Raw genomic sequence first — 14,056 nt, forward strand, 5'->3', positions numbered from 1 at the left:
TGGTCGTCGTGCGGGGGGTGGTTGGTTGTGGGGCGGGTGGTGTGGCGGGCGCGGTGGCCCACCGATCCGCCCCCCCCACCGCCCTGGTCCTACTCGGCCGCGCGGCTCGCCGCGATCTGGCGGGACATGATCGTCGTCAGCTCGTAGGCCGTGTGCGAGGCGGCGACGGCCGTGATCTCGGCGTGGTCGTAGGCCGGGGCGACCTCGACGACGTCGGCGGAGACCAGGTTGCAGGAGGACAGGCCGCGGAGGATCTCCAGGAGCTCGCGGGAGGTCATGCCGCCCGCCTCGGGGGTGCCGGTGCCGGGGGCGTGGGCCGGGTCGAGGCAGTCGATGTCGATGGAGATGTACAGCGGGCGGTCGCCGATGCGCTGGCGCAGCTGGTCGGCGACCTCGTCGGCGCCGCGGCGGTAGATGTCCGCCGAGGTGACGATGCCGAAGCCCATCTTCTCGTCGTCGGTCAGGTCCTGCTTGCCGTACAGCGGACCGCGCGTACCGACGTGGGACAGGGCCTCGGTGTCGAGGATGCCCTCCTCGACGGCACGGCGGAACGGGGTGCCGTGGGTGTACTCCGCGCCGAAGTACGTGTCCCAGGTGTCGAGGTGGGCGTCGAAGTGCAGCAGGGCCACCGGGCCGTGCTTCTTCGCGACCGAGCGGAGCAGCGGCAGCGCGATGGTGTGGTCGCCGCCCAGGGTCATCATGCGGGCGCCGGTGCCCAGGATCTCGTCCGCGGCCGCCTCGACCGTCTCGACGGCCTCGTTGATGTTGAACGGGTTCGCCGCGATGTCACCGGCGTCCGCGACCTGGGCGAGCGCGAACGGCGAGGCGTCCTGCGCCGGGTTGTACGGGCGGAGCAGGCGGGAGGCCTCGCGGATGGCGTTGCCGCCGAAACGGGCGCCCGGGCGGTAGGAGACGCCGCTGTCGAAGGGGACGCCGACCACGGCGACGTCGGCGGTGCCGACCTCGTCGAGTCGCGGCAGCCGGGCGAACGTCGCGGGACCGGCGTACCGCGGGATGCGGGACGAGTCGATCGGGCCGCGGAACGCGTTCTGGTCGCTGCTGCTCATGCTCGGGTCCTCCTGGGGGTGTCGGTGGGGTCCGGCTCGACGGTAAGTGGCCCGAAAGCGACATTGAAGTGTACGTTTCCTCCACTGTACGGGCGGCCGATAGACGAAGGGTCCACAGTCGTGTCTGCCATGAGCGCCATGACCCCACCGGAGCCCGGCGCCACTCCCCCCGCGCCGCCGGTCCCGCTGGCCTCGCTGCTCGCCCGCGACGAGCTCGGACTGCGGCTGCGCGCCGGTTCGCCGGAGGTCTCGCTGCACTGGGTCCACACCTCGGAGATGGCCGACCCCTATCCGTACCTCCTCGGCGGCGAGCTCCTGATGACGGCCGGCGTCCAGCTCACCGACCCGGCACGGTACGTCGAGCGGGTGGTGGAGGCGGGCGCGGCGGCGCTCGGCTTCGGCGTCACGCCCGTGTACGACACGGTGCCGCCCGCGCTGGTGGAGGCCTGCGCCGCGCGCGGGCTGCCGCTGATCGAGGTGCCGCCGCAGACGCCGTTCACGGCGGTGGCCCGGGCGCTGTGGCGGCTGATGGCGGAGGCCCGGCTGCACGAGCTGCGCCGGGTGAGCGAGGCCCAGCAGTCCCTGGCGACGGCCGCCGCCCGCCCGGCGCCGGTGCCGGCGGTCCTCGGCGCGCTCGCCTCCCGGCTCGGCGGACGGGCCGTGCTGTTCGGCCCGGACGGTACGGAATCGGCGGCGGCCGGCCGCGAGATCCCGCCGGAGGCGGGGCGGGCGCTCGCCGACCTGGCGACGGTGCTCGGCCCGCGGCCCGGCGGACCGGCCTCCGCGAGCGGCGAGGGCGGCGGGCTCCGGCTCGCCGCGTACGCGCTGGGCGGCGGTGAAGGGCTGACCCTGGGCGTGGCCGCGGAACGGCGCGCGCCGAGCGATCACACCATCGCGGGCGTGGCGGTCGTCCTCCTGTCCCTTCTCACGGCCCCGCACCGCGCCGCCGACGTCACGGCCCGCGACACGGCCCTGGTCCAGCTCCTGCTCGGCGCCTCCCCCGCGGAGGCCGTTCAGGTTCTGGGCCCGGGCCCTTGGACGGTGGTCCACGCGTCGGGCGGCGACGGGACGCCGTTCGCGGCGGCGGCACTGGCGGCGGCGCTGGGGACGCCGTTGCTGGATCCGGGCGAAGGCGTACCGCCCGGCGCCGCACCGCCCGGCGCCGCACCGCCCCCGAACGGCCGGCCCCGGCCCGTGCGCCTGCTGCTTCCCGCCTCCGTCGCCGTCGCCGCCCAGCCAGGCTGGACGCTCGGCGTGAGCGCCCCCGCCGAGGCGGGGGCGCTCGCCGCCGCCGACGCGCAGGCCGCGCGGGCCCTGCGCAGGGCCGAGGCGACCCGGACGCCGCTCGTACGGCACCGCACCGCCGGGGTCGCGGGCCTCGTGGACCCGGACGAGGCGGCGGCCTACGCCCGTACCCTCCTGGCCCCGCTCTCCCCCGCGCTCAACGAAACCCTGCGCACCTGGCTCTCGCTGCACGGCAGCTGGGACCGGACGGCGGTGGCGATGGACATCCACCGCAACACCGTCCGGCAGCGGATCGCCCGCACCGCGACGCTCCTCGACCGGGACCTGGACGACCCGGACGTACGGATGGAGCTGTGGTTCGCGCTCAGGTCCGCCTGACCACCGGTCAGTACAGCTTGTTGACGGCCGTCTTCGTCGTCGTGCGGAAGGCGGTCAGCGGAGCGTCCTTCAGGTCGCCCATCTGGCCCCAGCGGACGAGGGTGACGGTGCGGCCGTCGCGGCCGACCGAGAAGAGGTGGATGTCGGTGTTGCCGACCTGCGGGTCGGCGGTGTCCAGGCTGTAGACCCAGGCGCCCTCCTCGACGGCGAGCTTGCCGTGGTAGGCGCTGACCGCCTTCAGGCCCGGGTTCTGCTTCTCCAGCAGCGGGCCGCAGCCGGCCAGGGACTTGCGGAGGGTGTCGACCAGCTTCACGGCGTCGGCCTCGGTGCGGGCGACGGTGGTGACCTGGACGCCGTTGGTGTCGAGCTCGGTGCTGAACTCGCGGTAGCGGGTGTTCTGCGCCGGGATCTTGTACGAGGCGCAGAGGACGCCGCCGTTCTCGGGGACGCCGGGGAAGATCTGGGTCGCCGTCCACGGCGTCGACGACGGCGGCATCTGGGAGGCGGCCAGGAAGGCGGGCTGGGCGGCGGCCTGCGCCGGGGCCGTCGCGAGGGCCGCGAGACCCAGGGCGGCAGCGGCGGCGGTGGCCAGTGCGGTACGGAACGTGTTCATGTGGTGGATCCCCCGTGAGGTGGTTCGGTCGGTGCTCCACCAGCGTCGGGCCGGCGCCCGCCGCTCGCAACGGTGCCGCGCCGACCATCCGTCCCGGAACCATTCCACCCCCGCTGACGTGCAAGAACGTGAAGGGTGAGACGCAGGGTCGAGGGGGATGGAATGCCGAAGGACGCCGCCGTCGAGGAGTTCGCGCGGCTCGTGCGCGCGCTGAAGGCGCGGGACGGGCGGAGTTACGAGGCGCTGGGCCGGCGCCTGAGCGTCAGCGCGTCCACCCTCCACCGGTACTGCTCCGGCGCGACCGTGCCGGAGAGCTTCGCGGTCGTCGACCGCCTGGCCGTCCTGTGCGGCGCCGACGAGGAGGAACGCCGCGCCCTGGAGGCCGCCTGGCAGCGCGCCGACCGCGCCCGCCGCCCGGCGGCGCAGGCGGCGCCGACGCCGGCTGCCGCGTCGACGCCCACTGCCGCGTCGGCCGAGGCCGTGGCCGTGGACCCCGCCCTGGCCCCGGCCCCGGATCCAGGCGGCCGGGACGCCGAGCCCTCTAGGGGCACGGACGCGGACCCGAACGCGGGAGCGGACCCGGATACGGACATCCGGCCCGCCGCCTCCGGCGCCGGCTCGCGCCCCGCCGGCGGCCACCTCGTCGGCTCCCCCGCCCGCCTGCGCCCCCACCCCGTCACAGGCACCGCCCTCGACGACGAGCGTCCCGTCGACCCCGACAGCAGTCCCGTCGTCCCCGTCACCCGTACCGGCGCCGACCCCGCCCGCCCCCGCCGACGCCGCCCGCTCCTCGTCGTCGGCGCCGTCGTCGCCGTCGCCGCCCTCGGCCTGTGGCTCGGGGCGCTGCTGCTCCCGTCGTCGGGCCCCGGGGCCGGTGCGCCCGCCGCACCGCCCGCGGCGTCCGGCAGCGCCGCCCCCGCCGCCCCTGCCCCGCTCACGGTCTCCGCCGCCTCCGACGTCTGGCAGGGCGGCTGCGGCGGCGTCTACCTCCTCGACCGGGACCCGCAGCGGATGCCCGCGCCACCCGACGGCTTCGGGACCGCCGGGTGGGCGCGGGCGCAGGGGGCCGTGCCCGCCGGTGAGACGCCGGTGCGCATCACGGTGCAGGGCCGGTCGGGGGCCGCCGTCGTGCTGCGGGGGCTGCACGTGCGGGTCGTGGAGCGCGGCGAACCGCTGCAGTGGCGTGCGTACCGGTCGTCCCCGGGCTGCGGCGGGGCGCTCACGCCGCGCCATTTCGCCGTCGACCTCGACCGGCCGCGTCCACTCGCCCGGCCGGTCGACGGCTACGACGCCTCCGGCGAGGGCCGGTCGATCCCGGCCGTCGCCTTCCCGTACAAGGTCACCGTCACGGAGCCCGAGGAGCTGCTCGTCTCGGCGCGGACGGCGGGCTGCGACTGCCGGTGGTACCTGGAGCTGGAGTGGAGTTCCGAGGGGCGGTCGGGGACCGTACGGATCACGGACGAGGGCGGGCGGCCGTTCCGTACCAGCGGGGCCGCGGGCAGGCCCACGTACGAGTACGACGGCGAGAGTCGGCGCTGGATCACATCGGAGGACTCTGGACAGAGCGGGTGACTGCTGGGTAACTTCGAGGAAAAGCAGGCTGAGCAAGCGCTTAGACAACATCCGCAAGCGTCAGAGCGCCAGGCGGCGGCCGGAAACCAGGACAGGACCCGAAGGAGGCGGCTCGTGCGCCGTACCGTATTCAACGAGGACCACGAGGCGTTCCGGGAGACCATCCGGGCCTTCATCGAGGCCGAGGTCGTCCCGGTCTACGACGAGTGGTTCGCCGCCGGTCAGGCGCCCCGCGACTTCTACTACAAGCTCGGCGAGCTGGGCATCTTCGGCATCAACGTGCCCGAGGAGTTCGGCGGCGCCGGCCTGGACACCCACAAGTTCGAGGCCGTCCTCTACGAGGAGACCGCCCGCGCCGGCGTGCAGTTCGGCGGCTCCGGCGTGCACGTCCTGCTCGCCCTGCCGTACATCAAGATGCTCGCCACCGACGAGCAGAAGAAGCGTTACCTCCCCAAGTTCGTCTCCGGCGAGGAGATGTGGGCCCTGGCGATGACCGAGCCGGGCACCGGCTCCGACGTCGCGGGCATGAAGACCACCGCCAAGCTCTCCGAGGACGGCACCCACTACGTCCTCAACGGCGCCAAGACCTTCATCACCGGCGGTGTCCACGCCGACCGCGTGATCGTCTGCGCCCGCACCTCCGCCCCCTCGGCCGAGGACCGCCGCTTCGGCATCTCCCTCTTCGCCGTGGACACCAAGTCCGAGGGCTACTCCATCGGCCGCAAGCTCGACAAGCTGGGCCTGCGCACCTCCGACACCGCCGAGCTGGCGTTCGTCGACGTCAAGGTGCCGGTCGAGGACCTGCTCGGCGAGGAGGGCAAGGGCTTTTACTACCTCGGCCACAACCTCGCCTCCGAGCGCTGGGGCATCGCCTTCGGCGCGTACGCCCAGGCCAAGGCCGCCGTCCGGTTCGCGCAGCAGTACGTCACGGACCGCACGGTCTTCGGCAAGCCGGTCGCGCACTTCCAGAACACCAAGTTCGAGCTGGCCGCCTGCCAGGCCGAGGTCGACGCCGCCGAGGCCGTCGCCGACCGCGCCCTCGAGGCCCTGGACGCGGGCGAGCTGACCCCGGCCGAGGCCGCCTCCGCCAAGCTCTTCTGCACCGAGGTCGCGCACCGCGTCATCGACCGCTGCCTCCAGCTGCACGGCGGCTACGGCTACATGAACGAGTACCCGATCGCCCGCCTGTACGCGGACAACCGCGTCAACCGCATCTACGGCGGCACCAGCGAGATCATGAAGTCGATCATCGCCAAGTCGATGGGCCTGTAGGTGCCCGACGCTCATACGGCGCTGGATGACCTGCTCGATCTGCTCGACCTGGAGCGGATCGAGCGGGACATCTTCCGGGGCGAGTCCCGTCCCTCGATCGTCCCCCGCGTCTTCGGCGGCCAGGTGGCCGCCCAGGCGCTGGTGGCGGCGGGCCGGACCGTCCCCGAGGACCGTCCCGCCCACTCCCTGCACGCGTACTTCCTGCGCGCGGGCGACCCGGGCGCGCCGATCGTCTACAACGTGGACCGCATCCGCGACGGACGCTCCTTCACCACCCGGCGCGTGGTGGCGGTCCAGCACGGCCAGCCGATCTTCCACCTCTCGGCGTCCTTCCAGACGTACGAGGAGGGCCTGGACCACCAGTACGACATGCCGGCCGCACCGGACCCGGAGTCGCTGCCGGCCCCGGCCGAGATGCTGCCCCGTCACCTCCCGCGCGAGGTCGCGGACCGGCTGATCGAGGCCCGGGCGGCGGTGGACCTGCGCTACGCCGACGTCCCGCCCTGGGGATCCGTCGGACAGCCCCGCGAGCCGCGCTCCCAGGTCTGGTTCCGCACCAACGGCAAGCTGGCCGACGACCCGCTGCTGCACGTCGTCCTGGCCACCTACGTCTCCGACATGACGCTGCTCGACTCGATCCTCCTCGCCCACGGGCGCGGCGGCTGGGCCGTCGGCGACGTCGTCGGGGCGTCCCTCGACCACGCCATGTGGTTCCACCGGCCCTTCCGGGCGGACGAGTGGCTGCTGTACGACCAGGAGTCGCCGACCGCGTCCGGCGGGCGCGGTCTCGGCCAGGCCCGGATCTACACGCAGGACGGCCGGCTCGCGATCTCCGTCATCCAGGAGGGTGTCGTCCGCGTCCCGCGCGGATGACCCGACGGCTCGGTGTCGGCTGCCGGAGGGCGGTCCGGGGCCGACGGCTCATCGCCGGCGGCGCCAGGCGCCGGACCGGAGCCGACGGCTCATCACCGGCCGCTGCCGGGGGCCGGTCCGGGCAGCGGCTGTTCCGCCCAGATGACCTTGCCGTCGGGCGTGTAGCGGGTCCCCCAGCGCTCGGCGACCTGGGCCACCAGGAACAGACCGCGGCCTCCCTCGTCCGAGAGGGCGGCCCGGCGCAGGTGCGGGGCGGTGCTGCTGCCGTCGGAGACCTCGCAGATCAGCGCGCGGTCGCGGATCAGCCGCACGCGGACCGGGTCGACGCCGTAGCGGATGGCGTTCGTGACCAGCTCGCTCAGGATCAGCTCGGTGGTGAACGCCTCCTCCGGCAGGCCCCAGTCCTCCAGCGTCCGGGTGGCCGCGGCACGCACCGGGGCCACGGCGGAAGGATCGGAGCGCACCTCCCACGTGACGGTGCGGCCGGCGTCCAGCACGCGGGTCCGGGCGACGAGCACGGCGACGTCGTCGCCGGGGTGACGGGGCAGCACGGACTCCAGGACGGCGCGGCAGGTCTCCTCCGGCGAGCGCCCGGCGTGGGCGACCGCGCTCCGCAGCAGGTCGAGCCCCTCGTCGATGTCGCGGCCACGGGCCTCGACGAGCCCGTCGGTGTAGAGCACGAGGGTGCTGCCCTCGTCCAGTCGCAGCTCGGCCGTCTCGAACGGCAGGCCGCCCAGGCCGAGCGGCGGTCCGCCGGGGACGTCGGGGAACTCGGCGGCGCCGTCGGGCCGCACCAGGACGGGGCCGAGGTGCCCGGCGCGGGCCAGCGTGCAGACGCGGGACATCGGGTCGTAGACCGCGTACAGGCACGTGGCGCCGGTGACCGGCACCACCGCGTCGCCGTCGCCTGCCGCCGCCTCGTCCTGGTCGATCCGGGCGACCAGCTCGTCCAGGTGCCACAGCAGCTCGTCGGGGGGCAGGTCCAGGTTGGAGAAGTTGTGGACGGCGGTCCGCAGCCGCCCCATGGTGGCGGCGGCGTGCAGGCCGTGCCCGACCACGTCGCCCACCACGAGCGCCACCCGGGCGCCCGGCAGCGGGATGACGTCGAACCAGTCGCCGCCGACACCGCCCACGCCGCCGGCCCCGGGGTGCGCCGGCAGGTAGCGGTGGGCGACGTCCACGGCGGTCTGCTCGGGCAGGGCCCGCGGGAGCAGGCTGCGCTGCAGGGTGACCGCCATGGTGTGTTCGCGCGTGTAGCGGCGGGCGTTGTCGACGCTGACCGCGGCGCGGGCGACCAGCTCCTCGGCCAGTGACCGGTCGTCCTGTTCGAAGGGTTCGGGCTGCTCGGAGCGCCAGAAGGTGGCCACGCCAAGGACTGCTCCCCTGGCCCGCAGCGGGGCCGCGATCATGGAGTGGATCCCGTACGAGAGCAGCCGCCGGGCGTTGTCCGGGTCCTGCCGCTGCCACCCGGAGAGCGCGGCCATGTCCGCCTCCATGACGACCTCTCCGGTTCGGAAGGCCGCCGCCTGCGGGGTGGACGACACGAAGCCGATGAGGCTGCCGGCCGGGTAGAGGGGGCTGTCGTCGCGGACGCCGCGGAACGCCACCCGGCGCATGTCCGCGCCCGGGCCCGCGGGCTCTTCCCCGCGCACGACCGGATCGGCGAGGTCGACGGTGACGAAGTCGGCGAACCGGGGGACCGCGAAGTCCGCCAGTTCCTCGGCGGTCCGCACCACGTCGAGCGTGGTGCCGATCCGCAGCCCGGCGTCGTAGAGCAGGCGCAGCCGCTCCCGGGCGACGTCCGCGTGGCCGGCGAGCGCCCGCAGTTCGGTGGTGTCCCGCAGGGTGACGACGGTGCCGGACGGGCCGCCGTCCCGGTCGGTGGGGCGCTGGTTGACCGCGAGCAGGCGGTCGCCGGCCACGTGGACCTCGTCGGCGGCCGGCCGGCCCGAGTCGAGGAGCCGTGCCATGTCCGGGTCGATCCCGAGCTCCGTCGCCCGGCGCCCCTGGGCGTCGGCGGTGAGGCCGAGCAGTCTGCGGGCCTCGTCGTTGGCGAGGACGAGGCGGCGCTCGCCGTCGAGGATGAGCACGCCCTCCCGTACGGCGTGCAGCACCGCGTCGTGGTGCTCGTACATCCGGGTGATCTCGGCGGGCCCCAGTCCGTGGGTCTGGCGCAGCAGGCGCCGGCTGACCAGGGCGGTCCCGCCGGCGGTGAGCGCGAGGGCGGCGGCCGCGGTGCCGAACAGCAGCGGCAGCTGGGCCTCGGCGACCCCGCTCACCTCGTCGAGCGTGACGCCGGCGGCCACCAGGGCGACCACGTCGCCGTCGTCCTCGACGACGGGCACGACGACCTGGACGGCCGGGCCGAGGGTTCCGGTGACGGTCTCGCTGACGACGCCGCCCGCGACGGCGGGGGCGATCGCGCCGATGTAGTGCCGTCCGATCTGGGCCTGGTTGGGGTGGGTGTAGCGCACGCCGTCGGTCGTCATCACGACGAGGAACGACACCCCGGCTCCCGTCCTGGCCCGTTCGGCCATGGGCTGCAGCGCCGCGGAGGGGTCGGGGGAGGCCAGGGCCTCCTTGAGGCCGGGCGCGGCGGCGAAGGTCTGCGCCACGGCGAGGGAGCGGCTTCGTGCCTCCCGCTCGCTGTCGCTGCGGGACTGCAGGACGAGCGCCACCATGGCCGCGACGACGAGGAGCACCACGATCGCCACCTGCAGGAGGAAGACCTGACGGGCGACGGTGCGTGCGCCCAGCATCGAGCGCAGGTGGCCGGCGAATCCAGCCATGCCTCTTTTCTAGCACCGGGGCGGGTGTCGTTCTCCTCTCGTCCCGATAATCAGACATACCGTCCGATGCATGGCGGAACAGGGCGAGAGTCTCTTCACAGTGATCGTGGCGGCCACGGCCAACCTGGGCATCGCCGCCGCCAAGGCCGTCGCCGGCGTGATCTCCGGATCGAGCGCGATGCTGTCCGAGGCGGCCCACTCGCTCGCCGACACCGTCACCGAGGTCATGCTGCTCACGGCCCTCAGGCGCAGCGGGAAGCCGGCCGACGAGGACCACCCCTTCGGGTACGCGGGCGAGCGCTACGTGTGGGCGCTGCTGGCCGCGGTCGCCACCTTCGTGGGCGGCGCGGTCTTCTCGGTCTACGACGGCGTCCACACCCTCACGCACGGCGAGGAGCTGGGCGACCCCCTCGTCTCGTACGTCGTCCTCGGCATCGCCTTCGTCCTCGAGGGCCTCAGCCTGCGGACCGCGATCCGGCAGGTGACGGCGGAGGCGGCCCGCGCGAAGGCGCCCTTCGGCCGCTACCTGCGCCTCACGCCGGACACCACCGTCAAGGCGGTCGTCCTGGAGGACTCGGCCGCCCTCGCCGGCCTGATGCTGGCGGCCGGCGGCCTGCTCGGCGTCGAGATCACCGGTTCGAGCGTCTGGGACGGCGTCGCCTCGATCCTCATCGGCGCGCTGCTCGTCCACGTGGCCTGGGTCCTCGGCCGCTCCAACGCGGAACTCCTGATCGGCCGCCCGCTTCCCCGCCCGATGCGGGAAGCGGTGCGCGACGAACTCCTGGCCGTGGACCACGTGGTCGGCGTCCTGGACCTGACGACGCTGATCCAGGGGCCCGACGAGGTGCTGGTCGCCGCGAAGATCGACTTCCGGGACATGGCCTCGGCCGAGCAGGTCGAACTCGCCTGCGAGCAGGCGGAGTCACGGCTCCGCGACCGCTTCCCCGCCGTCCGCCGGGTCTACCTGGACCCGACCCCGGGCCACGGATGACGCCGACGGGCCCCCGCACCGGCCGCGAGGGCCGGACCTCAGTCGAGCAGCCCCGCCGCGTCCAGGACGTAGGCGGTCAGCGGCTCGTAGTACCGCGGGTCCACCACGTGGTCGTCCAGCGGGACGGTGACCTGCATGGTCCCCTCCGCCTCCGCCAGGAACAGGGCCGGGTCGTTGCAGTCCGCGTACCCGACGGCGTCCACGCCGCGCTGGGCCGCGCGCCCCGCCCACCCGTGGTCGGCGACGACGAGGTCCGGCGCGGGCTCGCCCAGTGCGGCCAGGCCGTCGAGGATCGCGTTCATGGGCTCCGGGGAGTGGGTGTGCCAGAGCGAGGCGCCCCGCTCGAAGACGGCGACGTCGGCGAACTGCACGACGTAGCCCTCGTCGGCGGTCAGTCCGCCGGGGATACGGACGATGTCGCAGCCCCGCGTCCGCAGTGCGGCGGCGACCCGGCCGTGGGCGTCGATCAGGGAGCCCGGGTGCCCGGTCGCGAACAGCACGCGCTCCTTGGCGGCGGCGGCCTTCGCGAGGCGGGCGGCCATCCGGTCGAGCGCGGCGACGGTCAGCTCGGGGTCGATGGTGTCCTGGCCGGTCCGGTGCGCCGGGTCGTCGACGACGCCGCACCGCTCGGCCATCACGGCGAGCACGTCCTGCTCGTCGTTCCACCGGTCGCCGAACTCGAGGCCGAACCAGTAGTGCCGGTCGCCGTTGGCGAGCTTGCGGTAGTGGCTGAGGTTGTTGTCACGCGGGGTGGCGACGTCTCCGGCGATACGGGTCCGGACGAGGTGCTCGACGAGGTCGGCGCGGCTGAGTATCGGCATGCGCCCCATTCTGCCGGTCCGCGGCCCCGGAAGGCCGCGGATATCGGTGGGCGAACGTCCCCCGGCCGCGCCTCCGGCCGCGGGCGTCAGGCCCCGAGGGCCCCGAAGGCGCCCCGGGCGAGGCCGCGCAGCAGGGTCTCCAGCTCCGTGCGACCCAGCGGCGTGCCCAGGTGGGGCGTGGAGTTCAGCAGGCCGAAGACGGCGTGGACGGCGGCGCGGGCCTCGGACTCGGCCGCGTCCGGGTACAGCTCGCGCACGACGGCGACCCACAGCTCGACGTACTGCCGCTGGAGCTGGCGGACCCGCTTGCGGTCCTCGTCCTTGAGCCGGTCGAGCTCGCGGTCGTGGAGGGTGATGAGGGGCCGGTCGTCGAGGGCGAAGTCGATGTGGCCGTCGATGAGGGAGCCGAGCACGGCCCGCGGGTCGCCGTCCGACTCGGCGACCCGCAGCCGCCCGCCGTCGAGCAGCCGCTCGCTGATGCCCACGAGCAGCTCCGCGAGCATCGCGTCCTTGCCGGGGAAGTGCCGGTAGAGCCCGGGCCCGCTGATGCCGACCGCGGCTCCTATCTCGTCCACGCCCACCCCGTGGAAGCCGCGCTCGGCGAAGAGGCGGGCGGCCTCCTTGAGGATCTGCTCGCGTCGCGTCAGGGCGTCGGTCCGGCCGTTCGGGGCCGGCGTCGGGGTCGGCGTCGTGGTCATGGATTCGATTCTAGACAACCCCGTTAGCGGTCGTTAACCTGAAGGACATACGTTAACGGTCATTAACAGCACTCCTGAACGAGTGGACCGACCGAGCAAGGGAGCTCGACGGATGCAGCAGGCACCTGTGCTGACGAGCGCGGCCGATCCCGCGTCGCCGGCCTGGCAGGCCAACGAGGCGGCTCACCACGAGCTGGCCGCGACCCTGCGCGACAAGCTCGCGGCGGCCGCCCTCGGCGGCGGCGAGAAGGCCCGCGCCCGGCACACCGCGCGCGGCAAGCTGCTGCCGCGCGACCGCGTGGACACCCTCCTCGACCCGGGCTCGCCCTTCCTGGAGCTGGCCCCGCTCGCGGCCAACGGGATGTACGGCGACCAGGCCCCGGCCGCCGGCGTGATCGCGGGCATCGGGCGGGTCTCCGGCCGCGAGTGCGTGATCGTCGCCAACGACGCGACGGTCAAGGGCGGCACGTACTACCCGATGACGGTGAAGAAGCACCTGCGGGCGCAGGAGGTGGCGCTGGAGAACCGCCTGCCCTGCCTCTACCTCGTGGACTCCGGCGGCGCCTTCCTGCCCATGCAGGACGAGGTCTTCCCGGACCGCGAGCACTTCGGGCGGATCTTCTTCAACCAGGCCCGGATGTCCGGCGCCGGCATCCCGCAGATCGCGGCGGTCATGGGCTCCTGCACGGCCGGCGGCGCGTACGTCCCGGCGATGAGCGACGAGGCGGTGATCGTCCGGAACCAGGGGACGATCTTCCTCGGCGGCCCGCCGCTGGTGAAGGCGGCGACCGGCGAGGTCGTGACCGCGGAGGAGCTCGGCGGCGGCGAGGTCCACTCGCGGATCTCCGGCGTCACCGACCACCTGGCGGAGGACGACGCCCACGCGCTCCGCATCGTCCGCAACATCGTCGCCACCCTCCCCGAGCGCGGCCCGCTCCCCTGGTCGGTGGAGCCGGCCGAGGAGCCGAAGGTCGACCCGGCGGGTCTGTACGGCGCCGTGCCGGTCGACTCCCGCACGCCCTACGACGTGCGCGAGGTGATCGCGCGGATCGTGGACGCCTCCCGCTTCCAGGAGTTCAAGGCCGAGTACGGGCAGACGCTGGTCACCGGCTTCGCCCGGATCCACGGCCACCCGGTCGGGATCGTCGCCAACAACGGCATCCTGTTCGCCGAGTCGGCACAGAAGGGCGCGCACTTCATCGAGCTGTGCGACCAGCGCGGCATCCCGCTCGTCTTCCTGCAGAACATCACCGGCTTCATGGTCGGCAAGGCGTACGAGCACGGCGGCATCGCCAAGCACGGCGCCAAGATGGTGACGGCGGTGGCCACGACCCGCGTCCCGAAGCTCACCGTGGTCGTCGGCGGCTCGTACGGCGCGGGCAACTACTCGATGTGCGGCCGGGCGTACTCGCCCCGCTTCCTGTGGATGTGGCCGAACGCCAAGATCTCCGTCATGGGCGGCGAGCAGGCCGCATCGGTCCTCGCCACGGTCAAGCGCGACCAGCTCGGTGACGCGTGGAGCGCCGAGGAGGAGGAGTCCTTCAAGGATCCGATCCGCGCGCAGTACGAGACGCAGGGCAACGCCTACTACGCGACCGCCCGGCTGTGGGACGACGGGGTCATCGACCCGATGGAGACCCGGCAGGTGCTGGGTCTCGCCCTGACCGCGTGCGCCAACGCGCCCCTGGGTGACCCCCAGTTCGGCGTCTTCCGGATGTAAAGGGACACCCAGACGAT

At 74.0% G+C, this 14,056-nt stretch carries 11 protein-coding genes; 6 read left to right on the forward strand and 5 right to left on the reverse strand.

Translation table 11 applies throughout. The features are described from left to right. Nucleotides 1-89 precede the first annotated feature (89 nt). The gene (gene speB / locus ACFVGS_RS11890) at nt 90-1,067 is read right to left on the reverse strand and encodes an agmatinase (RefSeq protein WP_384409244.1); all 978 of its coding nucleotides are present in this window, start codon (nt 1,065-1,067) and stop codon (nt 90-92) included. A gap of 138 nt (nt 1,068-1,205) precedes the next feature. Between speB and ACFVGS_RS11895 the strand changes: the two genes are divergently transcribed. Beyond that, on the forward strand, nt 1,206-2,690 hold the full coding sequence (locus ACFVGS_RS11895) for a PucR family transcriptional regulator (protein ID WP_385692411.1): 1,485 nt from the start codon (nt 1,206-1,208) through the stop codon (nt 2,688-2,690). Nucleotides 2,691-2,697: 7 nt separating this feature from the next. Here ACFVGS_RS11895 and ACFVGS_RS11900 read toward each other — a convergent pair whose 3' ends face one another. Further along, nucleotides 2,698-3,303: a hypothetical protein gene (locus ACFVGS_RS11900; protein WP_384409240.1), complete on the reverse strand. Its 606-nt coding sequence runs from the start codon at nt 3,301-3,303 to the stop codon at nt 2,698-2,700. Nucleotides 3,304-3,465: 162 nt separating this feature from the next. Between ACFVGS_RS11900 and ACFVGS_RS11905 the strand changes: the two genes are divergently transcribed. The 3 genes from ACFVGS_RS11905 (at nt 3,466) to ACFVGS_RS11915 (ending at nt 7,020) form a co-directional block, all read left to right on the forward strand. Further along, nucleotides 3,466-4,875 carry a helix-turn-helix domain-containing protein gene (locus ACFVGS_RS11905; RefSeq protein ID WP_385692412.1) on the forward strand — a complete coding sequence of 470 codons (1,410 nt, stop codon included), beginning with the start codon at nt 3,466-3,468 and terminating at the stop codon, nt 4,873-4,875. 114 nt (nt 4,876-4,989) lie between these two features. Continuing rightward, nucleotides 4,990-6,147, forward strand: coding sequence for an acyl-CoA dehydrogenase family protein (locus ACFVGS_RS11910; protein ID WP_384409236.1), 1,158 nt, complete (start codon nt 4,990-4,992; stop codon nt 6,145-6,147). Beyond that, nucleotides 6,148-7,020, forward strand: coding sequence for an acyl-CoA thioesterase (locus tag ACFVGS_RS11915; RefSeq protein ID WP_384409234.1), 873 nt, complete (start codon nt 6,148-6,150; stop codon nt 7,018-7,020). A gap of 92 nt (nt 7,021-7,112) precedes the next feature. Here the strand turns inward: ACFVGS_RS11915 and ACFVGS_RS11920 are convergent, their stop codons facing one another. Continuing rightward, a complete protein-coding gene (locus tag ACFVGS_RS11920; RefSeq protein ID WP_385692413.1) occupies nt 7,113-9,809 on the reverse strand; it encodes a SpoIIE family protein phosphatase in 2,697 nt (898 codons plus the stop codon). 70 nt (nt 9,810-9,879) lie between these two features. Between ACFVGS_RS11920 and ACFVGS_RS11925 the strand changes: the two genes are divergently transcribed. Continuing rightward, nucleotides 9,880-10,800: a cation diffusion facilitator family transporter gene (locus tag ACFVGS_RS11925; protein WP_384409230.1), complete on the forward strand. Its 921-nt coding sequence runs from the start codon at nt 9,880-9,882 to the stop codon at nt 10,798-10,800. A gap of 38 nt (nt 10,801-10,838) precedes the next feature. Here ACFVGS_RS11925 and ACFVGS_RS11930 read toward each other — a convergent pair whose 3' ends face one another. After that, nucleotides 10,839-11,621: a phosphatase gene (locus ACFVGS_RS11930; protein ID WP_384409228.1), complete on the reverse strand. Its 783-nt coding sequence runs from the start codon at nt 11,619-11,621 to the stop codon at nt 10,839-10,841. Nucleotides 11,622-11,707: 86 nt separating this feature from the next. Next, nucleotides 11,708-12,319 carry a TetR/AcrR family transcriptional regulator gene (locus ACFVGS_RS11935; protein WP_384409226.1) on the reverse strand — a complete coding sequence of 204 codons (612 nt, stop codon included), beginning with the start codon at nt 12,317-12,319 and terminating at the stop codon, nt 11,708-11,710. A gap of 112 nt (nt 12,320-12,431) precedes the next feature. Between ACFVGS_RS11935 and ACFVGS_RS11940 the strand changes: the two genes are divergently transcribed. After that, nucleotides 12,432-14,039, forward strand: coding sequence for a carboxyl transferase domain-containing protein (locus ACFVGS_RS11940; RefSeq protein ID WP_384409224.1), 1,608 nt, complete (start codon nt 12,432-12,434; stop codon nt 14,037-14,039). The last annotated feature ends 17 nt before the right edge of the window (nt 14,040-14,056 follow it).

Source organism: Streptomyces sp. NPDC127114, assembly GCF_042677525.1.
Taxonomy (GTDB): Bacteria; Actinomycetota; Actinomycetes; order Streptomycetales; family Streptomycetaceae; genus Streptomyces.